The sequence below is a fragment of the Streptomyces sp. NPDC020742 genome (genome assembly GCF_040641675.1).
Taxonomy (GTDB): domain Bacteria; phylum Actinomycetota; class Actinomycetes; order Streptomycetales; family Streptomycetaceae; genus Streptomyces.
This window is the reverse complement of record NZ_JBFAEA010000007.1, coordinates 272979-299527: the sequence shown is the minus strand read 5'-3', so window position 1 is coordinate 299527 and position 26549 is coordinate 272979. Positions and strand designations below refer to the sequence as shown.

General features: G+C 71.4%; 21 protein-coding genes. 19 read left to right on the top strand and 2 right to left on the bottom strand.

Annotated elements, in window-relative coordinates; all coding sequences use genetic code 11:
- The 14 genes from AB0G84_RS16170 to AB0G84_RS16105 all read left to right on the top strand — a co-directional run bounded on the left by AB0G84_RS16170 (position 1) and on the right by AB0G84_RS16105 (position 16534).
- Positions 1-1986, top strand: coding sequence for a penicillin-binding protein 2 (locus tag AB0G84_RS16170; protein WP_361320490.1), 1986 nt, complete (start codon positions 1-3; stop codon positions 1984-1986).
- Positions 1987-2004: 18 nt separating this feature from the next.
- Positions 2005-3747 carry a UDP-N-acetylmuramoyl-L-alanyl-D-glutamate--2,6-diaminopimelate ligase gene (locus tag AB0G84_RS16165; RefSeq protein WP_361320488.1) on the top strand — a complete coding sequence of 581 codons (1743 nt, stop codon included), beginning with the start codon at positions 2005-2007 and terminating at the stop codon, positions 3745-3747.
- Between the two features lie 62 nt (positions 3748-3809).
- Positions 3810-5261: a UDP-N-acetylmuramoyl-tripeptide--D-alanyl-D-alanine ligase gene (murF, locus tag AB0G84_RS16160; RefSeq protein WP_361320486.1), complete on the top strand. Its 1452-nt coding sequence runs from the start codon at positions 3810-3812 to the stop codon at positions 5259-5261.
- A gap of 5 nt (positions 5262-5266) precedes the next feature.
- Complete coding sequence (gene mraY / locus AB0G84_RS16155; RefSeq protein ID WP_030068199.1) at positions 5267-6331, top strand: phospho-N-acetylmuramoyl-pentapeptide-transferase; 1065 nt, start codon at positions 5267-5269, stop codon at positions 6329-6331.
- Positions 6332-6372: 41 nt separating this feature from the next.
- A complete protein-coding gene (murD, locus tag AB0G84_RS16150; RefSeq protein ID WP_361320484.1) occupies positions 6373-7782 on the top strand; it encodes a UDP-N-acetylmuramoyl-L-alanine--D-glutamate ligase in 1410 nt (469 codons plus the stop codon).
- A 228-nt stretch (positions 7783-8010) separates the two neighbouring features.
- Positions 8011-9303 (top strand): putative lipid II flippase FtsW, encoded by a 1293-nt coding sequence (gene ftsW / locus AB0G84_RS16145; protein ID WP_361320482.1) that lies wholly within the window; start codon positions 8011-8013, stop codon positions 9301-9303.
- Between the two features lie 6 nt (positions 9304-9309).
- The gene (gene murG, locus AB0G84_RS16140; RefSeq protein ID WP_361320480.1) at positions 9310-10401 is read left to right on the top strand and encodes an undecaprenyldiphospho-muramoylpentapeptide beta-N-acetylglucosaminyltransferase; all 1092 of its coding nucleotides are present in this window, start codon (positions 9310-9312) and stop codon (positions 10399-10401) included.
- Between the two features lie 22 nt (positions 10402-10423).
- Positions 10424-11233: an FtsQ-type POTRA domain-containing protein gene (locus AB0G84_RS16135; protein ID WP_361320478.1), complete on the top strand. Its 810-nt coding sequence runs from the start codon at positions 10424-10426 to the stop codon at positions 11231-11233.
- A 284-nt stretch (positions 11234-11517) separates the two neighbouring features.
- Positions 11518-12753, top strand: coding sequence for a cell division protein FtsZ (gene ftsZ, locus AB0G84_RS16130; RefSeq protein ID WP_361320476.1), 1236 nt, complete (start codon positions 11518-11520; stop codon positions 12751-12753).
- 14 nt (positions 12754-12767) lie between these two features.
- A complete protein-coding gene (gene pgeF / locus AB0G84_RS16125) occupies positions 12768-13532 on the top strand; it encodes a peptidoglycan editing factor PgeF (protein WP_361320474.1) in 765 nt (254 codons plus the stop codon).
- Positions 13529-14251, top strand: coding sequence for a YggS family pyridoxal phosphate-dependent enzyme (locus tag AB0G84_RS16120; protein WP_361320472.1), 723 nt, complete (start codon positions 13529-13531; stop codon positions 14249-14251). The genes pgeF and AB0G84_RS16120 overlap by 4 nt, the downstream gene beginning before the upstream one ends.
- 123 nt (positions 14252-14374) lie before the next feature.
- Complete coding sequence (gene sepF, locus AB0G84_RS16115) at positions 14375-14995, top strand: cell division protein SepF (protein ID WP_361320470.1); 621 nt, start codon at positions 14375-14377, stop codon at positions 14993-14995.
- A gap of 71 nt (positions 14996-15066) precedes the next feature.
- On the top strand, positions 15067-15360 hold the full coding sequence (locus AB0G84_RS16110) for a YggT family protein (RefSeq protein ID WP_030415214.1): 294 nt from the start codon (positions 15067-15069) through the stop codon (positions 15358-15360).
- A gap of 49 nt (positions 15361-15409) precedes the next feature.
- Entirely contained in the window at positions 15410-16534 is a 1125-nt protein-coding gene (locus tag AB0G84_RS16105; protein ID WP_361320468.1) for a DivIVA domain-containing protein, read from the top strand.
- Between the two features lie 184 nt (positions 16535-16718).
- Here AB0G84_RS16105 and ileS read toward each other — a convergent pair whose 3' ends face one another.
- A complete protein-coding gene (ileS, locus tag AB0G84_RS16100; protein WP_361320466.1) occupies positions 16719-19880 on the bottom strand; it encodes an isoleucine--tRNA ligase in 3162 nt (1053 codons plus the stop codon).
- 595 nt (positions 19881-20475) lie between these two features.
- On the opposite strand from ileS, the gene AB0G84_RS16095 reads away from it, so the two are divergent.
- From AB0G84_RS16095 to AB0G84_RS16080, 4 genes are all read left to right on the top strand, one after another.
- The gene (locus AB0G84_RS16095) at positions 20476-21216 is read left to right on the top strand and encodes a TraR/DksA C4-type zinc finger protein (RefSeq protein WP_361320464.1); all 741 of its coding nucleotides are present in this window, start codon (positions 20476-20478) and stop codon (positions 21214-21216) included.
- 128 nt (positions 21217-21344) lie between these two features.
- Positions 21345-21947: a signal peptidase II gene (lspA, locus tag AB0G84_RS16090; protein ID WP_361320462.1), complete on the top strand. Its 603-nt coding sequence runs from the start codon at positions 21345-21347 to the stop codon at positions 21945-21947.
- A gap of 86 nt (positions 21948-22033) precedes the next feature.
- Entirely contained in the window at positions 22034-22975 is a 942-nt protein-coding gene (locus AB0G84_RS16085; RefSeq protein WP_361320460.1) for an RluA family pseudouridine synthase, read from the top strand.
- A gap of 115 nt (positions 22976-23090) precedes the next feature.
- On the top strand, positions 23091-24683 hold the full coding sequence (locus AB0G84_RS16080) for a Na+/H+ antiporter (RefSeq protein ID WP_361320458.1): 1593 nt from the start codon (positions 23091-23093) through the stop codon (positions 24681-24683).
- A 67-nt stretch (positions 24684-24750) separates the two neighbouring features.
- Here AB0G84_RS16080 and AB0G84_RS16075 read toward each other — a convergent pair whose 3' ends face one another.
- Positions 24751-25815, bottom strand: a complete 1065-nt coding sequence (locus AB0G84_RS16075) for a mechanosensitive ion channel domain-containing protein (RefSeq protein WP_361320569.1) — start codon at positions 25813-25815, stop codon at positions 24751-24753.
- Positions 25816-25927: 112 nt separating this feature from the next.
- Here AB0G84_RS16075 and AB0G84_RS16070 point away from each other — a divergent pair, with 112 nt between their 5' ends.
- Entirely contained in the window at positions 25928-26533 is a 606-nt protein-coding gene (locus AB0G84_RS16070) for a dienelactone hydrolase family protein (RefSeq protein WP_361320456.1), read from the top strand.
- Positions 26534-26549 lie beyond the last annotated feature (16 nt).

Here is a 26549-nt window from a genome sequence, read left to right as displayed (position 1 = left end):
ATGACCGAGCCCAGGGACCCCCGCCGGGTACCGCGCCCCGCCCAGCGCGGCGGTCCCGCCCGGGGCCGCACCGGCCGCCCGCCCGCCGCCCGGCGCCCCGCACCCCGGGCCGGCACCACCGCCCGGCGCCCCGGCCCCCGTACCGGCACGCCGGTGCTCCGCCTGGGCAGCCCCCGCCCCCGGCTGCGGCTGGTCTCCCTCGGGCTGACGCTGATCATGCTGGTCTTCGTGGTCCGGCTCTTCCAGGTCCAGGCCGTGGACGCCGGGGCGTACGCGGCCAAGGCCAACGAGAACCGCTATGTGCCGGTGAAGCTGGCCGCCGAGCGCGGCGCCCTCACCGACCGCAACGGCGTGGACCTTGCCACCACCGTCGACGCGTACGACATCACCGCCGACCCGAGCCTGCTGGCACCGGACCGGACCAGGATCGACGACGCCCCGCAACGGGCCGCCGCGCTGCTCGCCCCGATCCTGCACCAGGACCGGGCCGCCCTCACCAGGAAGCTCGACCAGCCCAAGGTCCGCTACGCCCTGCTCGCCCGGCAGCAGAGCCCGCAGGTCTGGAAGAAGATCAAGGGCCTCCGCAAGACCCTGGACGCCCAGGCCGCCGCCGCTCCCAAGAACGCGCCCCGCCCTGACGTGCTGCTCGGGATCTTCGCCGACAAGCACAGCAAGCGGCTCTACCCCAACAAGGACCTGGCCTCCGGCGTCCTCGGCTTCGTCAACGGCGCCGGCAAGGGCGGCGGCGGCCTGGAAGCGCTGCTGAACAAGCAGCTGGCGGGCAAGGACGGCAAGCTCGTCTACGCCCAGTCCGGCGGCCGGCGGGTTCCCACCGCCGACACCCAGGAGCACCCCGCGGTCCCCGGCTCCGACGTCGAGCTGACCCTCGACCGGGACATCCAGTGGGCGGCCCAGCAGGCCATCACCAAGCAGGTCAGGGCCTCGGGGGCGGACCGCGGCTACGTCGTCGTCCAGGACACCCGGACCGGGGAGATCCTGGCGCTGGCCAACGCGCCCGCGTTCGACCCCAACGACCTCGCCGGCTCCGACCCCGAGGCGCTGGGCAACGCGGCGCTCTCCGACGCCTTCGAACCCGGCTCCACCAGCAAGCTGATGTCGATGGCTGCCGTACTGGAGGAGGGCGTCGCCACCCCCGCCACCCGGGTCACCGTGCCCAACCGGCTGCACCGCGGCGACCGGCTCTTCGCGGACGACGTCGACCACGAGACCTGGCACCTGACGCTCAACGGCGTGCTCGCCAAGTCCAGCAACATCGGCACCATCCTGGCGGCCGGCCAGCTCGGCCGGACCCAGCCCGAGGCCAACCAGGTCCTCTACTCCTACCTGCACAAGTTCGGCATCGGGCGGCCCACCGGACTGGGCTTCCCCGGGGAGACCGACGGCATCCTGGCCAAGCCGCAGGCCTGGAACACCTCACAGCAGTACACGATCCCGTTCGGCCAGGGGCTCTCGCTGAACGCCGTGCAGGCCGCCTCCGTCTACTCCACGATCGCCAACGGTGGCGAGCGGATCGCCCCCACCCTGGTCCGCGGCGCCACCGGGCCCGACGGCCACTACGCCCCGGCGCCCCGGCCGGACCGGAGCCGGGTGGTCAGCCCGAAGACCGCGCGCACCCTCGCCACCATGCTGGAGTCCGTCGTCGACGACGAGGAGGGCACCGGTGCCAAGGCGAAGATCGACGGCTACCGGGTGGGCGGGAAGACCGGCACCTCCAACCGGGTGGACCCCAAGACCGGCCGCTACCACGGCTACACGGCGTCCTTCGCGGGCTTCGCGCCCGCCGACAAGCCCCGGCTCACGGTCTACTGCGCGGTACAGAACCCCACCAGGGGCAGCTACTTCGGCGGCCAGGTCTGCGGTCCGATCTACCAGCAGGTCATGGCGTTCGCGCTGAAAACCCTCCAGGTCCCGCCGACCGGCGCCAAGCCCCCGAGGCTGCCGGTCACCTTCACGCCAGGCCAATGAAATCGAGGCAATTCCGCCGTGACGACCATCACCCCCGACGGTGCCCCCGAACCGCGCCACTGCACCCGCCCACGGCCCTCACTTCGCCCCGGGCCCGCCCAGCCCGGTACGCTCACCGCCGTGTCACACGCTGATCAGTCCCCGAAACCCCAGCACGCCGACAAGGGCGGCCCCGGCAAGTACCCGGGGGCTCCCCGCCCTGACCAGGTCCGGCCCACACCCCTGGCCGACCTCGCCGAGCAGCTGGGCACCCCGGCGCCCGCGGCGGCCCATGCCGGTGTCTCCGTCACCGGCATCACCCACGACTCGCGGGCGGTCCGCCCCGGCGACGTCTACGCGGCACTGCCCGGCGCCCGCCTGCACGGCGCCGACTTCGTCGCCCAGGCCGCCGACCTCGGCGCCGCGGCCATCCTGACCGACCCGACGGGCGTCGAGCGCGCCGCCGCGACCGGCCTGCCGGTCCTGGCCGTGGAGAACCCCCGCGCACGGATGGGCGCCCTGGCCGTCTCGATCTACGGCGCACCGGGCGAGGACCTGCTGCAGATCGGCATCACCGGCACCTCCGGCAAGACCACCACCGCCTACCTCATCGAGGGCGGTCTGCGGGCCGAGGCGGCCCGGCGCGGCGACGGCAGCCTGACCGGCCTGATCGGCACCGTCGAGACCCGCATCGGCGGGGAGCGCATCAAGTCCGAGCGCACCACCCCCGAGGCCACCGACCTGCAGGCGCTCTTCGCGGTGATGCGCGAGCGCGGCGTCCGGGCACTGGCCATGGAGGTCTCCAGCCACGCCCTGGTCCTGGGTCGGGTCGACGGCTGCGTCTTCGACGTGGCGATCTTCAACAACCTCAGCCCGGAGCACATGGAGTTCCACTCCGGCATGGAGGACTACTTCCAGGCCAAGGCACAGCTGTTCACCAAGGCTCGCAGCCGGGCCGGAGTGGTCAACCTCGACGACGAGTACGGCCGCCGGCTGGCCGAGGGCGAGTCCGAGGTCCCGGTCACCACCTTCTCCGCCGAGGGCCACCCGGACGCCGACTGGCGCGCCGCGGACGTCGAGGTCGGCGCGCTCGGCTCGACCTTCACCGTGCACGGTCCGGAAGGCGTCACGCTGCGCGCCGCCTCCCCGATCGCCGGTCCGTTCAACGTCGCCAACGCGCTCGCCGCGATCGTCTCGCTGGTCGTCGCGGGCATCGACCCGCAGACCGCGGCCGACGGCGTGGCCGCGGTGCCCGGCGTCCCCGGCCGCCTGGAGCGCATCGACGCCGGCCAGCCGTACCTCGCGGTGGTCGACTACGCCCACAAGACCGACGCCGTCGAATCGGTCCTGCGCGCCCTGCGCAAGGTCACCGAAGGCAAGCTGCACGCCGTGCTGGGCTGTGGCGGCGACCGCGACCCGCACAAGCGCGGCCCCATGGGCGCCGCGGTGGCCCGGCTCGCCGACACGGCCATCCTGACGTCCGACAACCCCCGCAACGAGGACCCGCTCGCGATCCTCGCCACCATGCTGGCGGGCGCCGCCGAGGTGCCGGTCCACGAACGCGGCACGGTGCTGGTCGAGGAGGAGCGGGCCGCCGCCATCGCCGCGGCCGTCGCCCGCGCCGAGCCCGGCGACACCGTGATCATCGCCGGCAAGGGCCACGAGCAGGGCCAGGACATCGCCGGCGTGGTCCGCTCCTTCGACGACCGCCAGGTGCTGCGCGAGGCCATCGAGGACTCGCTGAAATCGCCGCACTCATCGCAGCCGAACCACCAGGGATGACACACCGCCATGCGCGCACAATGCCTCCGCCGTCACCGCCCGCCCCTCGTCGGGGGTGACCGGTGATCTCCCTGTCCCTCGCCGAGATCGCGAGGATCGTCGGCGGGCAGCAGTACGACATACCGGACGCCGACCGCCAGGTCACCGGGCCCGTCGTCACCGACTCCCGCGCGGTGCGCCCGGGCGGGATGTTCGTGGCCTTCGCCGGGGAACGCGTCGACGGCCATGACTTCGCCCGGGGCGCCGTCGAGGCCGGTGCGGTGGCCGTCCTGGCCGCGCACCCCGTCGGCGTGCCGGCGATCGTCGTCGACGACGTCACCGCCGCGCTCGGCGCGCTCGCCCGCGCCGTCGTCGAGCGGCTGGGCACCACCGTCGTCGGCCTGACCGGCTCGGCCGGCAAGACCAGCACCAAGGACCTGATCGCCCAGCTGCTGCAGCGGCACGGCCCGACCGTCTGGCCGGAGGGCAACCTCAACAACGAGATCGGCCTCCCGCTGACCGCGTTGCGCGCCGACGCGGCCACCCGGCACCTGGTGCTGGAGATGGGCGCCCGCGGCGTCGGCCACATCCGCTACCTCGCCGGGCTGACCCCGCCGCGGATCGGTGTGGTGCTCAACGTCGGCAGCGCGCACGTGGGCGAGTTCGGCAGCCGCGAGAAGATCGCGGAGGCAAAGGGCGAACTCGTCGAGGCGCTGCCGTCGGCCGAGGACGGCGGGATCGCGGTGCTCAACGCCGACGACCCGTACGTCCGCGCCATGGCGCCGCGCACCAGGGCCCGCACCGTCCTGTTCGGTGAGGCCGAGGACGCGGCCGTACGTGCCGAGAATGTCCGGCTCACGGACCTCGGTCAGCCTGCCTTCACGCTTCACACACCCTCCGGGTGCAGCGATGTGACCATGCGGCTGTACGGTGAGCACCACGTGTCGAACGCGCTCGCCGCGGCCGCCGTAGCCCATGAGTTGGGCATGCCCGTGGACGAGATCGCCGCTGCGCTCTCCGAAGCCGGCACGCTCTCCCGCTGGCGTATGGAGGTCACCGAGCGCGCGGACGGCGTGACGGTCGTCAACGACGCCTACAACGCGAACCCCGAGTCCATGCGAGCGGCGCTGCGAGCGCTGGTCGCAATGGGCGCGGCCAGACAGGCCAAGGGCGGTCGTACGTGGGCGGTGCTCGGTGAGATGGCCGAGCTGGGCGAGGAGTCACTCGCCGAACACGACGCGGTCGGGCGCCTGGTCGTCCGGCTCAACGTCAGCAAGCTCGTGGCGGTCGGCGGCAGGGAAGCGGCCTGGCTCGACATGGGCGCCAAGAACGAGGGTTCGTGGGGTGAGGAGTCGGTGCACGTGTCCGACGCGCGGGCGGCGGTCGACCTGTTGCGCAGCGAGCTGCAACCGGGAGACGTCGTGCTGGTGAAGGCGTCCAGGTCGGTGGGGCTGGAGCGGGTCGCCGCAGCATTGCTGGACGACGGAAGCACGCTGGGCGCCGCGGGCGCTGAGGGCGGAGCCGCGTCCCGATGAACTCGATGAAGCAGATCCTCTTCTCCGGAATGATCGGGCTCTTCCTGACCCTGATCGGTACCCCGCTGCTGATCAAGCTGCTGGCCAAGAAGGGGTACGGGCAGTTCATCCGCGATGACGGCCCGCGGACCCACGGCAGCAAGAAGGGCACGCCCACCATGGGCGGTATCTCCTTCATCCTGGCCACGATCATCGCCTACGTCGTGACGAAGGTGATCACCTCCAGCGACCCGACGTTCTCGGGCGTGCTGGTGCTCTTCCTCTTCGCGGGCATGGGCCTGGTCGGCTTCCTGGACGACTACATCAAGATCGTCAAGCAGCGGTCGCTGGGCCTGCGGGCCAAGGCGAAGATGGCCGGTCAGCTGATCGTCGGCATCGCCTTCGCGGTGCTCTCGCTGCAATTCGCCGACCTGCGCGGACAGACCCCGGCCTCGGACCGGCTGTCCTTCACCCAGGACTTCGGCTGGCAGATCGGCCCGGTGATCTTCGTGATCTGGGCGCTGTTCATGATCCTGGCGATGTCCAACGGCGTGAACCTCACCGACGGCCTCGACGGCCTGGCCACCGGCGCCTCGGTGATGGTCTTCGGCGCGTACACCTTCATCGGCATCTGGCAGCACCAGGAGTCCTGCGCCAACCAGATCACCGCCGGACCGGGCTGTTACGAGGTCCGCGACCCGCTCGACCTCGCGGTGGTCGCCTCCGCACTGATGGGCGCCTGCTTCGGCTTCCTGTGGTGGAACACCTCGCCCGCCAAGATCTTCATGGGTGACACCGGCTCGCTGGCCCTGGGCGGCGCGCTGGCCGGCCTGGCGATCTGCTCCCGTACGGAGCTGCTGCTGGCCATCCTCGGCGGCCTGTTCGTCCTGATCACGATGTCCGTGGTGATCCAGGTCGGATCGTTCCGGCTCACCGGGAAGCGGGTCTTCCGGATGGCGCCGCTCCAGCACCACTTCGAACTCAAGGGGTGGTCGGAAGTCCTTGTGGTGGTCAGATTCTGGATCATTCAGGGCATGTGCGTCATCGTCGGACTAGGCATCTTCTACGGCGGCTGGCAGGCAGCGAAGTGACCACGCACGGCCCGACCGGGACTCCCACGGAGTTCGGCGGTATGCACATCACCGTCGCCGGCCTCGGCGTGAGCGGCGTTCCCGCCGCCCGCGCCCTGGCCGGCCTCGGCGCCCGCGTCACCGTCGTCAACAGCAGCGACGGTGAGCGCGAGCGCGCCCAGGCGGCCGAGCTGGAGGCCCTGGGGGTCACCGTCCGCCTGGGCGACGGCGACACCCTCCCCGAGGGCACGGAGCTGGTCGTCACCACCCCCGGGTGGAAGCCGTCCAGCCCGCTCTTCGCCGCGGCCGGGAAGGCGGGCATCGAGGTCTGGGGCGATGTGGAGCTGGCCTGGCGGCTGCGCGGCCCCGACTCGGCTCCCTGGCTCGCGATCACCGGCACCAACGGCAAGACCACGACCGTCCAGATGCTGGCCTCGATCCTGACGGCGGCCGGTCTGCGGACCGCCGCCGTCGGCAACATCGGCGTCCCGCTCGTCGATGTGGTCCTCGGCGAGGGCCAGGCCGAGGACGCGTCGTACGACGTCCTCGCCGTCGAGCTCTCCAGCTACCAGCTGCACTGGGCGCCCTCGGTGCGCGCGCACTCCGCGGCCGTCCTCAACCTCGCCCCCGACCACCTGGACTGGCACGGCTCCATGGAGGCGTACGCCGCCGACAAGGGCCGGATCTACGAGGGCAACACCGTCGCCTGCGTCTACAACGTCGCCGACCCGGTGACCGAGGACCTGGTCCGGGCGGCCGACGTCGAGGAGGGCTGCCGCGCCGTCGGCTTCACCCTCGGCACTCCGGGCCCCTCCCAACTCGGCGTCGTCGACGGCATCCTCGTCGACCGCGCCTTCGTGGAGAACCGCCAGAAGCAGGCCCAGGAGCTGGCGGAGGTCTCCGACGTCCGGCCCGCTGCCCCGCACAACATCGCCAACGCCCTCGCGGCCGCGGCGCTGGCCCGGGCCTTCGGGGTGCCCGCCGCGGCGGTGCGCGACGGACTGCGCGCCTTCCACCCCGACGCCCACCGCATCCAGCACATCGCGGACCTCGACGGGGTCACCTACATCGACGACTCCAAGGCCACCAACACCCACGCCGCCGAGGCCTCGTTGGCGGCGTACGAACACATCGTGTGGATCGCCGGCGGGCTGGCGAAGGGGGCGACCTTCGACGAGCTGGTGCAGAAGTCGGCGGCGCGGCTGCGCGGCGTGGTGCTGATCGGCGCCGATCGGGCGCTGATTCGGGAAGCCCTGGCGCGACACGCCCCCGATGTCCCGGTGGTCGACCTCGACCGGACGGACACTGGGGCGATGTCCTCGGCGGTCCGGGAAGCGGCCCGCCTGGCCGAGCCCGGCGACACCGTCCTGCTGGCTCCGGCCTGCGCCTCGATGGACATGTTCGTCAACTACAACAAGCGGGGCGACGCCTTCGCCGAAGCGGTCCGCGCACTGACCGCACCGGATCACTAGCCCGTATCTCCCCGCTGCCGCCGGCCGCCGGCGGCGAGCGCACCTGTGGAGGGGACGAGGATGACGGCCCGACCGGTGAACCCAGGGCGGGCGGGCGGGAGCCAGCCACGGGCGGGCGGGAGCCGGCCACGGGCCGGTGGGAGCCGGCCCCAGACGGGCGGGGGCCGACCTCGGGCCGGGGGCGGGAGCCCGTCCGCCGCGCCGCGCCCGTTCCGCCGTACCTCCGGTGTGCGCCCGCCCAGCGGGGGCCGTACACCGGGCGGCGGCCGGGGCCTGCTCACCCGGCTGAAGCGGGCCTGGGACCGTCCGCTGACCGCGTACTACCTCATTCTGGGCGGCAGCCTGCTGCTCACGGTGCTGGGGCTGGTGATGGTCTACTCGGCGTCCCAGATCAAGGCGCTGCAGTCCGGTCTGGCCCCCTCGTTCTTCTTCCGCAAGCAGCTGCTCGCGGCCGTGCTCGGCGGCGGGCTGCTGCTCTTCGCGGCCCGGATGCCGGTACGGGTGCACCGCACCCTGGCCTACCCGCTGCTGGCGGTCTCGGTCTTCCTGATGTGCCTGGTGCAGATTCCGGGCATAGGGGTCGCGGTCAACGGCAACCAGAACTGGATCAACCTCGGCGGCCCTTTCCAGATGCAACCGAGCGAGTTCGCCAAGCTCGCGCTGGTCCTGTGGGGCGCGGACCTGCTGGCCCGCAAGCAGGACAAGCGGCTGCTGGTGCAGTGGAAGCATCTTCTGGTGCCGCTGATCCCGGTGGCGTTCCTGATGCTCGGGCTGATCATGCTCGGCGGAGACATGGGCACCGCGATCATTCTCACGGCGATCGTCTTCGGGCTGCTGTGGCTGGCCGGGGCGCCGACCAGGCTCTTCGTGGGGGTGCTGGGCACCGCGACGGTGATCGGCGCGGTGCTGATCAAGACCAGCGCCAACCGGATGGCCCGGCTGGCCTGCATCGGAGCGACCGATCCGGGCCCCGGCGACCAGTGCTGGCAGGCCGTGCACGGGATCTATGCCCTGGCGTCCGGCGGATTCTTCGGTTCCGGGCTGGGCGCGAGTATGGAAAAATGGGGTGAACTCCCTGAACCGCACACCGACTTCATCTTCGCCATCACCGGGGAGGAACTGGGTCTGGCGGGGACGCTGTCGGTACTCGCCCTCTTCGCGGCTCTAGGCTATGCGGGTATCCGCGTGGCAGGACGCACGGAGGACCCCTTCGTACGGTACGCAGCGGGAGGTGTGACCACCTGGATCACGGCCCAGGCCGTGATCAACATCGGTGCGGTGCTCGGCCTGTTGCCGATCGCCGGTGTCCCGCTCCCGCTGTTCTCCTACGGAGGCTCCGCCCTGCTGCCGGCGATGTTCGCCATCGGGCTCTTGATCGCCTTCGCGCGTGACGAGCCCGCTGCACGGGCGGCCTTGGCCGCATTGGCCACGCGGAAGCCGGTTTTCGGCAGGAAACCGGCTGGGGTGAGATGGAAGACGATGAGACGGCGCGTCAAGAAGCGGCCGTCCGGAGAGCGGTGAATTTCGGTGCATGTCGTACTCGCCGGTGGGGGGACCGCCGGCCACATCGAGCCCGCGCTCGCCCTCGCGGACGCACTGCGGAGGCAGGACCCCACCGTGGGGATCACGGCACTCGGTACGGAGCGGGGCCTGGAGACCCGGCTCGTCCCGGAGCGCGGCTATGAGCTCGGCCTGATCCCGGCCGTACCGCTGCCGCGCAAGCCCACGCCCGAACTGATCACCGTCCCGGGCCGGCTGCGCGGCACGATCAAGGCCGCCGAGCAGATCCTGGAGCGCACCAAGGCGGACTGTGTGGTCGGCTTCGGTGGCTATGTGGCGCTGCCCGGCTACCTGGCGGCCAAGCGGCTCGGGGTGCCGATCGTCGTCCACGAGGCCAACGCCCGCCCCGGCCTGGCCAACAAGATCGGCTCGCGGTACGCCAAGTTCGTCGCCGTCAGCACCCCCGACAGCAAGCTGCGCGGTGCCCGCTACGTCGGCATCCCGCTGCGCCGCACCATCGCCACCCTGGACCGCGCAGCGGTCCGCCCCGAGGCCCGGGCCGCCTTCGGCCTGGACCCCAACCTGCCGACCCTGCTGGTGTCCGGCGGTTCCCAGGGTGCACGCCGACTGAATGAGGTCATCCAGTCGACCGTGCCGGCCCTGCAGCGCGCCGGCATCCAGGTGCTGCACGCCGTCGGCCCGAAGAACGAATTGCCGCATGTGGACAACATGCCCGGGATGCCCCCCTATGTCCCGGTACCGTACGTGGACCGGATGGATCTCGCGTACGCCGCGGCCGACATGATGCTCTGCCGCGCGGGCGCGATGACCGTCGCCGAGTTGTCCGCCGTCGGGCTGCCGGCCGCGTTCGTCCCGCTGCCCATCGGCAACGGCGAGCAGCGGCTCAACGCCCAGCCGCTGGTCAACGCAGGCGGGGGCCTGCTGGTCGACGATGCCCAGCTGACCCCGGACTGGGTGCAGAGCAGTGTGCTCCCGGTCCTGGCCGATCCGCACCGGCTGTACGAGATGTCTCGCGCGGCCTCCGAGTTCGGCCGCCGGGACGCCGATGAGCTGCTGGTCGGCATGGTGTACGAGGCGATCGAGCAGCACCGCAAGTAGCGCACGAGAGAAGGCAGGGAGCGTGGCCGGACCGACAACCGCCCGGCGAGGCGAGCAGAAGTCACCGTCCGGCCCGCCCTCCGCCACGGAGCAGCGCGGGCGAAGATTCCGCTGGGTGCGCACTCCGCTGCGCGCGCCGAGCCGTCGCGGTCTGATCATCATCACGGCCGTCGTGACGCTGCTCGGCGCGTTCGGCGTCTGGGCGTTCTACGGCTCGGACTGGCTGCGGTTGGAGCGCGTCACGGCGCGCGGCACCGACGTTCTGACCCGGCGTGAGGTCGTGGCCGCCGCCCACGCCCCGATGAACACCCCGCTGGCCTCGGTGGATACGGACGCGCTGGCCCGCCGGCTGCGCGATCGGCTGCCGCGCATCAAGAGCGTGGACATCGAGCGGTCCTGGCCGCACACCCTCGGCCTGAAAGTGACCGAAAGGACGCCGCGGCTCTTGCTGCAAGAGGGCGGAAAGTACGTCGAAGTGGACGCCGACGGCGTCCGGTTCGCCACCGTCAAGGCCGCGCCCCGGGGCGTCCCGCTGCTGGAGATGACCGTTCTGCACGCCCAGGGATGGTTTGGATCCGGCCGTTTGCGGCGGGCCGCGGTCGAGGTTGCACAGGATCTGCCCGCGGGCGTACGCAAGGACGTCCATAAGGTCCGCGTACGGTCCTATGACTCCATCACCCTCGAACTGGCCGGCGGGCGCACGGTTGCCTGGGGCAGCCGCGAACAGGGCCCCGAAAAGGCGAAGGTGCTGACCGCGCTGCTGAAGGCCGGGCGTAACGGGCGCCACTTCGACGTCTCCGTCCCCAGTGCGCCTGCGGTGTCGGGGAGTTGACGGTCGTAGCGGCAGGCCAGCACCCTGGATGGCTACGACTATGGGTGATCACATAGGGTGAAAAGAAAAACGGGAGGTTCGGCGTGTTCGTTGAACGCGCGCACCTTGTCGACTTAGTGTCTCGTTCCAAAGGGACTATGGAACCAAGGAACACAGGCACAGGTAACCCTAAACTTCAACGTTAGGGTTCGGGTCGGCGACACGGAACCGTCCCATCGGCATCAGTCGGCGTCCACACGCACAGTGCGGCGACGACACGTAACTCGAGGCGAGAGGCCTTCGACGTGGCAGCACCGCAGAACTACCTCGCAGTCATCAAGGTCGTCGGCATCGGCGGCGGTGGCGTGAACGCCATCAACCGGATGATCGAGGTCGGGCTCAAGGGCGTCGAGTTCATCGCGATCAACACCGATGCGCAGGCGCTGCTGATGAGCGACGCCGACGTCAAGCTCGACGTTGGCCGCGAAATGACCCGCGGTCTCGGCGCCGGCGCCAACCCGGATGTGGGTCGCAAGGCGGCCGAGGACCACCGCGAGGAGATCGAGGAGGTCCTCAAGGGGGCCGACATGGTCTTCGTGACCGCGGGTGAGGGCGGTGGCACCGGCACCGGCGGCGCACCCGTCGTCGCCAACATCGCGCGCTCGCTGGGCGCCCTGACGATCGGTGTGGTCACCCGGCCGTTCACCTTCGAGGGCCGCCGTCGCGCCAACCAGGCTGAGGACGGCATCGCCCAGCTGCGCGAAGAGGTCGACACCCTCATCGTGATCCCCAACGACCGACTGCTGTCCATCTCGGACCGCCAGGTGAGCGTGCTCGACGCGTTCAAGTCCGCGGACCAGGTGCTGCTGTCGGGTGTCCAGGGCATCACCGACCTGATCACCACCCCGGGTCTGATCAACCTCGACTTCGCCGACGTCAAGTCCGTGATGTCGGAGGCCGGATCGGCCCTGATGGGCATCGGCTCGGCACGCGGCGACGACCGCGCGGTGGCCGCCGCGGAGATGGCGATCTCCTCGCCCCTCCTGGAGGCGTCCATCGACGGCGCCCGCGGTGTGCTGCTCTCCATCTCCGGCGGCTCGGACCTCGGTCTGTTCGAGATCAACGAGGCCGCTCAGCTGGTCAGCGAGGCGGCCCACCCGGAAGCCAACATCATCTTCGGTGCGGTCATCGACGACGCGCTGGGCGACGAGGTCCGGGTCACGGTGATCGCCGCGGGCTTCGACGGCGGTCAGCCGCCGGCCCGCCGGGATGCGCAGTCCACCCTGTCGGCGCCCAAACGTGAGGAGCCGGCGCCGGCCCCGAGCCGCCCGGTCGCCCCGCCGGAGCCCCGGACGTCCTCGTCCTTCGGTGGACTCGGCTCGGTGCCCGCACGGGACGAGGAGCCGGCGCCGGCCGAGCCCTCCTCCGCGCTGGGCGAGGTACCGGCACCCCCGGCGAGCACCCCGCAGGTTCCCCCGGCCCGTCCGTCGTACTCCGACGCCGCGGCCGAGGAACTGGACGTTCCCGACTTCCTGAAGTGACGTAAAGCACCGCAGTGATAGGGCAACAGCACCACGAGAGCGGCGCGCACTTCGCCTTCACCGACAGGTGGGGCGGGGTGAGCGCCGCTCCGTATGAGCAGCTCAACCTGGGCGGCGCGGTCGGCGACGACCCGGAGGCCGTCCGCACCAACCGCGCCCGCGCGGCGGCGGAACTCGGACTCGACCCGGCCGCGGTGGTCTGGATGAACCAGGTCCACGGCCGGGACGTGGCCGTGGTCGACGGCCCCTGGAAGGGCACCGACATTCCCTGCGTGGACGCGGTGGTGACGGCCCGCCGGGGGCTGGCGCTCGCCGTCCTGACCGCCGACTGCACCCCGGTGCTGCTGGCCGATCCGGTCGCGGGGGTCGTGGGGGCCGCGCACGCCGGCCGGCCCGGCCTGGTGGCCGGGGTGGTGCCGGCGGTCGTCGAGGCGATGCGGAAGCTGGGTGCCGAACCGGCCCGGATCCTCGCCCACACCGGACCGGCGATCTGCGGACGGTGTTACGAGGTGCCCGAGGCGATGCGCGCCGATGTCGCCGCCGTGGAGCCGGAAGCCTATGCGACGACGGGTTGGGGCACTCCCGCGGTGGACGTCACGGCGGGGGTCCGGGCCCAACTCGCCGCGGCGGGGGTAGCAGTGGGTGACGATTCCCACATCTGCACCCGGGAGTCCGCGGACCACTACTCGTACCGGCGGGACCGTACTACCGGGCGGCTCGCGAGTTATGTGTGGCTGGGGGAGACCTCCGGCCGTGGAGCGGGGGAGACCGAGCAGTGAGCGACGACCGCAGAGCGCAACTCGCCGACAACCTGGCACGGGTGGAGAATCGTATCTCCGCGGCCTGCGCCAAGGCCGGGCGGTCGCGCGACGAGGTGACCCTGATCGTGGTCACCAAGACCTACCCCGCCGCCGACGTCCGGTTGCTCGCGGAACTGGGGGTGCGCCAGGTCGCCGAGAACCGCGACCAGGAGGCGGCACCGAAGGCCGCGGAGTGCTCTGATTTGCCCCTTACTTGGCACTTCGTTGGGCAACTGCAGACCAACAAGGTGCGGTCCGTGGCCGGTTATGCCGGAATTGTTCAGTCGGTTGACCGGGCCAGGCTCGTCACCGGGCTCTCCAAGGAGGCCGTACGGGCCGGGCGTGAGCTGGGCTGCCTGGTCCAGGTGGCGCTGGACGCCGAGTCCGGTGAGCAGGGGGCTCGTGGCGGAGTGGCGCCGGACGGGGTGCCGGCGCTGGCTGAGGCGATCGCCGAGGCCCAAGGGCTGCGCCTGGACGGCGTGATGACGGTCGCGCCGCTGGTCGGGCCGTATGCGGGGCGCCAACTCGCCGCATTCGAACGGCTCCTGGAAATCTCAACCGACCTGCGGGCCACCCATCCTGCTGCCACCATGGTGTCTGCGGGCATGAGCGCGGACCTTGAGGACGCCGTGGCAGCCGGAGCGACACATGTGCGCGTCGGCACTGCGGTACTCGGAGTCCGACCACGGCTCGGGTAACGTCGCCAAGCAAGTCGGACCACAGCACAAAATATGGTCATTTCCGCAGATGGCGGGGAGGCCGCGTGGATCCAGGGCCCCCGGTGACGGAGCCGATCCACCACAGAGCGGAGGACGCAGAGAATGGCCGGCGCGATGCGCAAGATGGCGGTCTACCTCGGCCTCGTGGAGGACGATGGGTACGACGGCCGGGGGTTCGACCCCGATGACGAGTTCGAGCCCGAGCTAGAACCGGAACCCGATCGGGGGCGGCGGCAGCAGCACCAAGTGCCCGCCGAAACACACCCGGAACGGGACGAACCCGTCCGTGCCGTGACGCCACCGGCGCAACGTGAACCAGCCTCGCTCACCGCCGAAAGCGGACGACCCGCGCGAATTGCCCCCGTGGCATCCATCACACCCGACCGTCCGAATCTGGAGAAGAACGCACCGGTGATCATGCCCAAGGTTGTGTCCGAGCGGGAGCCCTACCGCATCACCACGCTGCACCCCCGGACCTACAACGAAGCCCGTACCATCGGGGAACACTTCCGTGAGGGCACTCCGGTGATCATGAATCTCACAGAGATGGATGACACCGATGCGAAGCGACTTGTCGACTTTGCGGCCGGTTTGGTGTTTGGTCTTCACGGAAGCATCGAGCGGGTGACGCAGAAGGTGTTCCTGTTGTCGCCTGCTAACGTCGATGTCACGGCGGAGGACAAGGCCCGAATCGCAGAGGGCGGGTTCTTCAACCAGAGCTGAGACGCAACACCGGGCACACCAGGGCCGTAAGGTCAACACAGCAGCTAGGCAAGGGGAGAGGGACGCGCGAGATGAGTGTCGCTGGTCAGGTGATCTACATCGCGCTGTACTGCTTCCTGATCGTGCTGATCTTCCGGCTGGTGATGGACTATGTGTTCCAATTCGCCCGTTCATGGCAACCCGGCAAGGCGATGGTGGTCATTCTGGAGGCCGCCTACACTGTCACTGATCCGCCACTCAAGCTTCTGCGGCGGGTCATCCCGCCGCTGCGTCTCGGGGGCGTGGCGCTCGATCTGTCCTTCTTCGTATTGATGATCATCGTGTACATCCTGATCACCGTCGTGAGGTCGGTGTTGTTGGTGTGAACGATACGGTCTTGCCGATTGCCGACGACTACGTTGAGGTGAAGTAGAGATGCCGTTGACCCCCGAGGACGTGCGGAACAAGCAGTTCACGACCGTCCGCCTCCGAGAAGGCTATGACGAGGACGAGGTCGATGCCTTCCTCGATGAGGTCGAAGCCGAACTGACCCGGCTCCTGCGGGAGAACGAGGACCTGCGCGCCAAGCTGGCCGCCGCCACCCGTGCCGCGGCGCAGAACCAGCAGCAGCAGGGTCTGCGCAAGGGACCGGACCAGCAGCAGGAGCAGCCGCAGCGTCCTGGGGCTCCTGTGCCCGCCGCCATATCCGGTCCGCAGCCGGTCCCGCCGCAGCAGCAGGGGATGGGTGGCCCGCCCCAACTGCCCGGTGGTGCACCGCAGCTGCCTCCTGGTCCCGGTGGCCACGGCCCCGGTCCGCAGGGCCCGCACGGCCCCGGTCCGATGGGCCCCGGCGGCCCCATGGGTGGCCCGATGGGCGGCCCCGGCGGACCGCAGCAGCTTCCCGGCCCCGGTGGCGGTCAGCAGGGCGGCCCCGGCGGTGACAGTGCCGCGCGCGTGCTGTCGCTGGCGCAGCAGACCGCTGACCAGGCGATCGCGGAGGCCCGTTCCGAGGCCAACAAGATCGTCGGCGAGGCCCGTAGCCGTGCCGAGGGCCTGGAGCGGGACGCCCGCGCCAAGGCCGACGCGCTGGAGCGGGACGCGCAGGAGAAGCACCGCGTGGCGATGGGCTCGCTGGAGTCGGCCCGCGCGACGCTGGAGCGCAAGGTCGAGGACCTGCGGGGCTTCGAGCGCGAGTACCGCACGCGGCTGAAGTCGTACCTGGAGAGCCAGCTGCGTCAGCTGGAGAACCAGGCGGACGACTCGCTGGCCCCGCCGCGGACCCCGGCCGCCCCCTCCCTGCCGCCGTCGCCCTCGATGGCGTCGTCCGGTGCGGGTGGCATGGGCGGCAACCACACCATGGGTGGCAACCAGCCCATGGGCGGTGGCAACCACTCCATGGCCGGTCAGTCCAGCGGTGGTCCGTCCTACGGCGGTCAGCAGCAGATGTCGCCGGCGATGACCCAGCCGATGGCTCCGGTGCGGCCGCAGGGTGGTCCGGCGCCGTTGCAGCAGACGCCGTCGCCGATGAGGGGCTTCCTCATCGACGAGGACGACAACTGAGGTCCGCCTAGCGCGTACCGTCGGCAATCAGGGCCGGGCCCCGAGGGATTCCCTCGGGGCCCGGCCCTTTTGTGTGCGTGGTGTGCCGTGCGCAGTGCGCCGTCGAGGGCCGGCCCGGGGGCCGGGGACGGAGCACGGCTGCCCCGGCGCGGGTGACGCCGGGGCAGCTGTGCGAACGGTCGGATTACGCCTTACGGAGGCGGAACGTCAGTGCCAGTGCCTCGTCCGAGAAGGCGGGGCCGAAGCTGTCGTCCGCCTCGCCGGTGGCGAAGTCCGTGGCGAGCACCTCGTCGGCGATCAGGGCGGCGTGGTCGGTCAGCGCCGTGGTGGCCTCGTCGTCCGTGGACCGCCAGCGCAGGGCGATCCGGTCCGCGACGTCCAGGCCGGAGTTCTTCCGGGCCTCCTGGATCAGCCGGATCGCGTCGCGGGCCAGGCCCGCCCGGCGCAGCTCCGGGGTGATCTCCAGGTCGAGGGCGACCGTGGCACCGGCGTCGGACGCCACCGACCAGCCCTCGCGCGGGGTTTCGGTGATGATGACCTCGTCGGGGGAGAGGGTGACGGTCTCACCGTCGACCTCGACGGCGGCCGTGCCCTCGCGCAGCGCGAGGGAGAGGGCCGCGGCGTCCGCGCCGGCGATGGCCTTGGCGACCGCCTGGACGCCCTTGCCGAACCGCTTGCCGAGCGCACGGAAGTTGGCCTTGGCGGTGGTGTCGACGAGGGAGTCGCCGCCCCCTCGACCAGAGGAGGAGTCGGTGAGCGAGGCCAGCGAGCTGACGTTGAGCTCCTCGGCGATCTGCGCGCGCAGGTCCTCGTCCAGGTCCCCAAAGCCCTGAGCCGCGACCAGCGTGCGGGACAGCGGCTGCCGGGTCTTGACACCGGACTCGGCGCGGGCGGCGCGGCCCAGTTCCACCAGCCGGCGGACCAGCAGCATCCGCTCGGAGAGGGCCGGGTCGATGGCGTCGCGGTCGGCGACCGGCCACGACGACAGGTGGACCGAGTCCGGGGCGTCCGGGGTGACCGGGACGACCAGGTCCTGCCAGACCCGCTCGGTGATGAACGGGGTCAGCGGCGCCATCAGCCGGGTGACCGTCTCGATGACCTCGTGGAGGGTGCGCAGCGCGGCCGCGTCGCCCTGCCAGAAGCGGCGGCGGGAGCGGCGGACGTACCAGTTGGAGAGGTCGTCGACGAAGGCCGACAGCAGCTTGCCGGCGCGCTGGGTGTCGAACGCCTCCAGGGCGCCGGTGACCTGCTCGACCAGGGTGTTCAGCTCACCCAGCAGCCAGCGGTCCAGCAGCGGGCGGTCGGCGGGGGCCGGGTCGGCGGCGGACGGTGCCCAGTCGGAGGTGCGGGCGTACAGCGCCTGGAAGGCCACCGTGTTCCAGTACGTCAGCAGCGTCTTGCGGACCACTTCCTGGATGGTGCTGTGGCCCACCCGGCGCGCGGCCCACGGGGAGCCGCCGGCGGCCATGAACCAGCGGACCGCGTCGGCGCCGTGCTGGTCCATGAGCGGGATCGGCTGGAGGATGTTGCCCAGGTGCTTGGACATCTTCCGGCCGTCCTCGGCGAGGATGTGGCCCAGGCAGACCACGTTCTCGTACGACGACTTGTCGAAGACCAGGGTGCCGACGGCCATCAGCGTGTAGAACCAGCCGCGGGTCTGGTCGATGGCCTCCGAGATGAACTGCGCCGGGTAGCGCTTCTCGAACAGCTCCTTGTTGCGGTACGGGTAGCCCCACTGCGCGAACGGCATCGAGCCCGAGTCGTACCAGGCGTCGATCACCTCGGGGACGCGGGTGGCGGTGAGCGTGCAGCCCTCGTGGGTGCAGGGGAAGGTGACCGCGTCGATGTACGGGCGGTGCGGGTCCAGGCCGGACTGGTCGGTGCCGGTCAGTTCGCTCAGCTCGGTGAGCGAACCGACGCAGGTGAGGTGGTTCTCCTCGCAGCGCCAGATGGGCAGCGGGGTGCCCCAGTAGCGGTTGCGGGACAGCGCCCAGTCGATGTTGTTGTTCAGCCAGTCGCCGAAGCGGCCGTGCTTGACCGACTCGGGGAACCAGTTGGTGTTCTCGTTCTCCCGGAGCAGGGCGTCCTTGACCGCGGTGGTGCGGATGTACCACGACGGCTGGGCGTAGTAGAGCAGCGCGGTGTGACAGCGCCAGCAGTGCGGGTAGCTGTGCTCGTAGGCGATGTGCCGGAACAGCAGGCCCCGGGCGTCGAGGTCGGCCACCAGGGCCTCGTCGGCCTTCTTGAAGAACTGGCCGCCGACGAGCGCGAGCTGCTCCTCGAAGGTGCCGTCCGGGCGGACCGGGTTGACGACCGGCAGGCCGTACGCCTTGCAGGTCTTGAGGTCGTCCTCACCGAAGGCGGGCGCCTGGTGGACCAGGCCGGTGCCGTCGTCGGTGGTGACGTACTCGGCGTTGACGACGAAGTTGGCGCCCTCCAGCTCGACGAGGGAGAACGGGCGCTCGTAGGACCAGCGCTCCATCTCACGGCCGGTGAAGGACTGACCGGTGGCCTCCCAGCCCTCGCCGAGGGCCTTCTCCAGCAGCGGCTCGGCGACGACCAGCTTCTCCGTGCCGTCGGTGGCGACGACGTAGCGCACGTCGGGGTGCGCGGCGGCGGCGGTGTTGGAGACCAGGGTCCAGGGGGTGGTGGTCCAGATGAGGAGGGACGCCTCGCCGGCCAGCGGGCCGGAGGTGAGCGGGAGGCGGACGTAGACCGAGGGGTCGACGACGGTCTCGTAGCCCTGCGCCAGCTCGTGGTCCGACAGGCCGGTGCCGCAGCGCGGGCACCAGGGGGCGACGCGGTGGTCCTGGACCAGCAGGCCCTTGGCGAAGATCTCCTTCAGCGACCACCACACCGACTCGATGTAGTCGGGGTCCATGGTGCGGTACGGGGCGTCCAGGTCGGTCCAGTAGCCCATCCGCGTGGTGAGCTCGGCGAAGGCGTCGGTGTGGCGGGTCACCGACTCGCGGCACTTGGCGTTGAACTCGGCGATGCCGTACGCCTCGATGTCCTTCTTGCCGTTGAAGCCCAGCTCCTTCTCCACGGCCAGCTCGACCGGGAGGCCGTGGCAGTCCCAGCCGGCCTTGCGGTCGACGTGGTAGCCCTGCATCGTGCGGAACCGGGGGAAGACGTCCTTGAAGACCCGGGCCTCGATGTGGTGGGCGCCGGGCATGCCGTTGGCGGTCGGGGGGCCCTCGTAGAAGACCCACTCGGGCCGGCCCTCGGACTGCTGGAGGGTGCGGGCGAAGACCTTCTGCTCCTGCCAGAAGTCGAGCACCGCGTGCTCGAGGGCGGGAAGGTCTACCTGGGCGGGTACCTGTCGGTACCGGTGCTGCTCACTCATCGGGGCTTCCTCCGGCGGATCCCTGCTGCTTCTCCGTCCGGAGGGACGAGAGCCTGGGCTCCCGCGGTACCACCCTCCTTGGCGGTGCTGGCGCACCGCCCCCTCATTGGGGTCGCGCTGCCGGTTCTACTCGCCTTGGGTGGCCCGAGGCCCGTGGGCAGAGCCCACTGTCCAAAGCTTTCTTCCGGCGGCTCCGGGGTGATCTTCACGTCGGGCACGCCCCCGGGCTTCCACCGTCCCCGGGTCGCTACCGGCTGCGTACGACGCTACTCGTCCCATCGTTGCCTCTCGCTGGGGCCCAGTGTACGGGGCGGGGCCGGGCGCGGCCGACCGAATTCCGGCGGTCCGGGGCGAGGCCGGTGCGGGGTGCCCGGCGGCCGGCCCCGGGGCGTGACCCGAATGGCCAGTGGCCCGCAGTGCCCGGCGGTGGAGCGGTTACCGGGCCGACAGGAGGGCACAACCGAGGCAGACCGGACTTCCGGGCCGGTGGCAGGACCCGTCGGGGCGGTGCGTCCCGTTGCCGCGTGGCGTGTGGCGATTTATCGTTCCCGTCACGATTCGCGAACGAAGTCACATGTGTGAAGGGGTCGCGGCCATGGTGGCGAAAAAGACCGCCGCGGAGAAGAGCACGACGCCTGCCGACGAGGCCGTCGCGAAGCAGCCTGCACCGAAGAACGGCGCTCCGAAGAAGGCGGCTCCGAAGAAGGCCGCCGCCAAGAAGACGGCGTCCGGCACGGGCACGCCCAGGAAGGCCACGGCCGCGAAGGCCACGGCCAAGAAGGCTGCGGCGAAGAAGGCCGCGAAGAAGGCTCCGGCCAAGAAGACCGCGGTGTCCGCCAAGAAGACGGGAGCCAAGACGGTGGTGGCGAAGAAGACGGCGGCCGCGACGGCCAAGGGACAGGGCGCCGGCGCGGCGTCGCCGACCAGGGTGGCCGCGGCGCCCGGCGAGCTCGCCGTACGGCCCGGTGAGGACCCCTGGACGCCGGCCGAGGTCGCGGAGGCGCGCACCGGGCTCCTGGAGGAGGCGGAGCGGCTGCGGCTGGAGATCACCTCGGCCGAGGACGCCATCGCCGGGCTGATGCGCGACTCCGGCGACGGGGCCGGTGACGACGAGGCCGACACCGGCACCAAGAACATCACCCGCGAACACGAGCTGGCGCTGGCCTCCAACGCCCGCGAGATGCTCCTGCAGACCGAGCGGGCGCTGGGCCGGCTGGACGCGGGCACCTACGGGCTGTGTGAGAACTGCGGCAATCCCATCGGCAAGGCGCGGATGCAGGCCTTCCCGCGGGCGACGCTGTGTGTGGAGTGCAAGCAGCAGCAGGAGCGCCGCTGAGCAGGGCCCCCGCAGCAGGTCGTCGCGGGCCGCACCCGTAGCGCCCGGCGCCGCTGGGGTGTGCCGTACTCTCGTGGTTCAGCCAGGCACGGCCTGGCCGCGGACACAACGGCCTGAGGGACTCACACGTGGCAGAGGCGGAGCGCATCACCGGTACGCCGGAACCCGAGCCGGGTTCCGGGACGGATCCCACACCGGGAACCGAAGGGGGCGGGCCGGCGGCACCCGAGCAGGGTGCCGGCCGCGGCAAGCGGCGGATCACCGCGCTGCTGCTGGTGGCGCTGGTGGCGTACCTGCTCGACCTGGGCAGCAAGCTGCTGGTCGTGGCGAAGCTGGAGCACCACGAGCCGGTGCAGGTCATCGGGACGTTGCTGCAGTTCAGCGTGATCCGTAACCGCGGGGCCGCCTTCAGCATCGGCGAGGCCCTGACGATCTTCCTCACCATCATCGCGGCGGTGGTGATTCTGGTGATCTTCCGGATCGCCCGCAAGCTCTACAGCCTGCCCTGGGCCATCGCGCTGGGGCTGCTGCTCGGCGGCGCCTTTGGCAACCTCACCGACCGGATCTTCCGCTCGCCGGGCGTCTTCGAGGGCGCGGTGGTCGACTTCATTGCCCCCGCGCACTTCGCGGTCTTCAACCTCGCCGACTCCGCGATCGTCTGTGGCGGCATCCTGATCGTCATCCTCTCCTTCCGGGGGCTGGACCCCGACGGGACGGTCCACAAGGACTGACCCCGCAGGCCGGGGCTGACGGGCCGTCGGGCCCCGGCCCCCGGCCGCCGGGCAGGTCACCCCGGTGCAACTGCCATACTCGTGGGGTGAGCACCCTTCCCGAGATCCGCACCCTGCCCGTACCGGACGGCCTTGAGGGCGAGCGCGTGGACGCCGCGCTGGCCCGGATGTTCGGCTTCTCCCGGACGAAGGCGGCCGAGCTGGCCGCCACAGGCAAGGTCCGGGTCGACGGGGCGGAGGTGATGAAGTCCGAGCGGGTGCGCGGCGGCGCCTGGCTGGAGGTCGAGATCCCGCGGGTCGCGCCGCCCGTGGAGATCGTCGCCGAGCCCGTCGAGGGCATGGAGATCGTGCATGACGACGACGACATCGTCGTGATCGTCAAGCCGGTCGGGGTGGCCGCCCACCCGAGCCCGGGCTGGACCGGCACCACCGTGATCGGCGGCCTGGCCGCGGCCGGGTACCGCATCTCCACCTCCGGTGCCGCCGAGCGCCAGGGCATCGTGCACCGCCTCGACGTCGGCACCTCGGGCCTGATGGTGGTCGCCAAGTCCGAGCGCGCCTACACCCTGCTTAAGCAGCAGTTCCGGGAGCGGACGGTCGACAAGCGCTACCACTCCCTGGTCCAGGGCCACCCGGACCCGATGAGCGGCACCATCGACGCCCCCATCGGCCGGCACCCGCAGCACGACTACAAGTGGGCGGTCACCGCCGACGGCAAGCCGTCCGTCACGCACTACGACCTGATCGAGGCGTTCCGCGCGGCCAGCCTGCTCGACATCAAGCTGGAGACCGGGCGCACCCACCAGATCCGCGTCCACATGGCCGCCCACCGCCACCCGTGCGTCGGCGACCTGACCTACGGCGCGGACCCCACCCTCGCCAAGCGGCTGGGCGTCGGCCGGCAGTGGCTGCACGCGGTCCGGCTGGGCTTCGAGCACCCCTCCGACGGCCGCTGGGTCGAGTACGCGAGCGGTTACCCCGACGACCTCCAGCACGCGCTGGACACCGTCCGGGACGAGAGCAGCTGACGGACCGCACGCCGCGCGTCCGTGCCACACGTCCGGAGACCGGGCCCGGCCGCAGGCGTCTGGCACGCTGGGGGCGGAAAGTGATCGAATTCGACCACCCCGGAGCGTAGCCACCGTGGAACAGCTGGCTCTGTTGTTCGTCCTGCTGCTCGGAGCCGTGGTCATGGTGCCGGTCGGGGACCGGCTGGGGCTGCCGTCACCGGTGCTGATGACCCTCGCGGGGGCCGTCCTGGCGCTGGTGCCGTTCGTCCCCAACGTCGACATCCCGCCCGAGTTCATCCTGCCGGTGGTGCTGCCGCCGCTGCTCTACGCGGCGGTGCAGCGCACCTCCTGGCGACAGTTCACCGCCAACCTGCGCCCGATCTTCCTGCTCGCGGTGCTGCTGGTGTTCGCCACCACGGCCGCGGTCGCCGCGGTCGCCCAGGCCGTGGTGCCCGGGATGCCGGTGGCCGCCGCGGTGGTGCTCGGCGCGCTGGTCGCCCCGCCCGACCCGGTCGCCGCGACCGCCGTCGCCGGCAAGCTGGGGCTGCCCCGCCGGATGCTCTCGATCCTGGAGGGCGAGGGGCTCTTCAACGACGTCACCGCGATCGTGCTCTACCACGTCGCGCTGGCCGCCGTGGTCACCGGCTCCTTCTCGGTGCCCGCCGCGCTCGGCTCGCTGGTGCTCTCCGCGGTGGTCGCCATGGCGGTCGGCCTGGCGCTGGGCTGGGCCACCAACAAGCTGATGAGCCTGCTCGGCGATCCGACGCTGCAGATTGGGCTGACGCTGCTGGTGCCCTTCCTCGGCTACGTCCTGGCCGAGTCGCTCAAGGGGTCGGGGGTGCTGGCGGTGCTGACCACCGGGCTGTTCCTGGCCGAGTACGCGGTGGACCCGGACGATGTGCTGGGCCGGCTCGCCGGCTACACCTTCTGGGAGGTCGTCGACACCCTCGTCACCGGCGTCGCCTTCGGGCTGATCGGCCTGGAGCTGCACACCATCCTCGCCACCGCCGCGCACCGCTGGGGCGAGCTGATCGGCGCCGGCGTCGCCGTCGTCGGGGTGGTCGTCGGCGTCCGCCTGCTGTGGCTGCTGCCCGCCGCCTGGCTCGCCAAGCGCATGCACCGGCGCCGCGACTACGACGAGGACATCCCGGTCAGCTGGCGGGAGACGGTGATCGTCTGGTGGTCGGGGATGCGCGGGGTGGCCTCGGTGGCGCTGGCGCTGGCCCTGCCGTACGGCATCGACGGCGCGGAGTTCCCCTACCGCGGCGAGATCCTCTTCATCGCCTTCACGGTGGTGCTCTCCACCCTGCTGGTCCAGGGGCTGACGCTGCCCTGGCTGGTGCGCCGGCTGCGGGTGCGGGCCGACGCCGATGCGGCCGACGCGCTGGAGCGGGAGCTGGCGCTGCGGGTGATCAAGGCGGCCAAGCGGCGGTTGCAGGAGGTGCTGGAGGTCGAGGAGGTGCCCGAGGAGGTCCGGGACCAGCTGGCGCGCCGCGCGTTCGACATCGGGGCCCGGATCACTCCGGAGATCATCGACGACGAGCGGCGCGAGCTGTTCGACAAGCGCATCTCCCGGGTGCGCAAGGTGCAGCGCATCCAGGGCGAGATGCTCTCGGCGGCCCGGCACGAGGTGCTGGCGGCGCGCAGTGAGCCGGGCGTCGACCCCGAGGTCGTGGACCGGGTGCTGCGCCACCTGGACATCCGCAGTCTGCGGGCGGTGCCGTAGCGCGGGCCGCTTCCCGTGCCCGGTCCCGTGTCGTGGTCCGCGTCCGCGTCCCTCGTACGGCGCGGCCTCACCGCTCCGGCTGCCCGCCGGCGCGGTCCAGCGGGGCCGGCCCGGTGCTGATCCGCGGCAGCGCGTAGGCGTGCTCGGTCCGCAGCCAGTCGAGCATCCGCTCGCGGACCTCGCAGCGCACCGTCCAGATGGTGTCCGAGTCCCGGGCGGTCACCAGCGCCCGCACCACGATCGTCGACGGTGTGGTGTCGGTGACCACCAGGCTCCAGGAGCGGCCGTCCCAGTCCGGGCTCTCCTGGAGGATCTCGTGCAGCCGCTGGCGCATCTTCTCCACCGGGGCGCTGTGGTCCAGGTGGAACAGCACGGTGCCGGTCATCTGCGCCCCGCCGCGCGACCAGTTCTCGAAGGGCTTGCCGGTGAAGTACGACACCGGCATGGTGATCCGCCGCTCGTCCCAGGTCCGCACGGTCAGGAAGGTCAGGGTGATCTCCTCGACGGTGCCCCACTCGCCGTCGACGACGACCGTGTCACCGATCCGCACCATGTCGCCGAAGGCGATCTGCAGCCCGGCGAAGAGGTTGCCGAGGGTGGACTGGGCGGCGATACCGGCGACGATGCCCAGCAGCCCGGCCGACGCCAGCATGGAGGTGCCCACCGCCCGCATCTGCGGGAACGTCAGCAGCATCGAGGCGGCCGCGACCACGATCACCACGGCCGTCACCACCCGCTGGATCAGCGTCACCTGGGTCCGCACCCGGCGTACCCGCGCCGCGTCCCGGGCGCCGGCCGCATAGCGCGAGTACGACGACTCCACGATCGCCGCCGCGGCCCGGACGACCAGCCAGGCGGTGGCCGCGATCAGCACCAGGCTCAGCGCCTGCCCGATCCCGTCCGCGTGCTGCTCGGTGTACGCCAGCCCGGTCTCGTCGTACGCGCCGCGCAGCAGGGCCGCGCACAGCGCCACCCGGAGCGGTATCCGGCAGCGGCGGAGCAACCCCCACAGCGGGGTCTCGGGGTGCGCGGCATCGATCCGGCGCAGCATCCGGTCGGCGAGCCAGACCAGGACGAGCGTGACCAGGACCGAGCCGCCGACGACGACGACCGGACGCAGCACGTGCTCCACGGACACGGGGTTCCTCCTCGGGCAGGGGGCGCTGTGGTGTGCTGGTACCCGGTCTCCGCGCTAGTAACTGGCACGATGGGGCCACAAGAGTTCTACCCAGGGAAGTGATGCAGTGCCGCCTACCACCGAGCCCACGGCCAGCGGGCCCTCGACGATCGTGCTGTTCCATTCGGTGTGCGGGCTGCGCCCCGCGGTGCACGCCGCCGCGGACCGGCTGCGCGCCGCGGGACACGAGGTGATCGTCCCCGACCTGTTCGACGGCCGCACCGCGGAATCGGTGCCGGACGGCATCCTCATCAAGGACGAGATCGGCAAGGACGAGTTGCTCAAGCGGGCCATCACCGCCGTCGCGCCGTACTCCGACCGCGGCCTGGTCTACGCCGGCTTCTCCTTCGGCGGCTCGGTCGCCCAGACCCTCGCGCTGGGCGACGAGAAGACCCGCGGGCTGCTCCTGCTGCACGGCACCTCCGACATCGCCGAGGACGCGTCCGCCGACGACCTGCCGGTGCAGCTGCACGTCGCCGACCCCGACCCGTACGAGCCGCACGACTGGCTGAACGCCTGGTACCTGCAGATGCGCCGGGCCGGCGCCGACGTGGAGGTCTTCCGTTACGCCGGCGCCGGCCACCTCTTCACCGACCCGGACCTGCCGGACCACGACGCCGAGGCGGCGGAGAGCGCCTGGAAGGTGGCGCTGGGGTTCCTGGCCGACCTCTGAACGCCCGGGTGCAGTA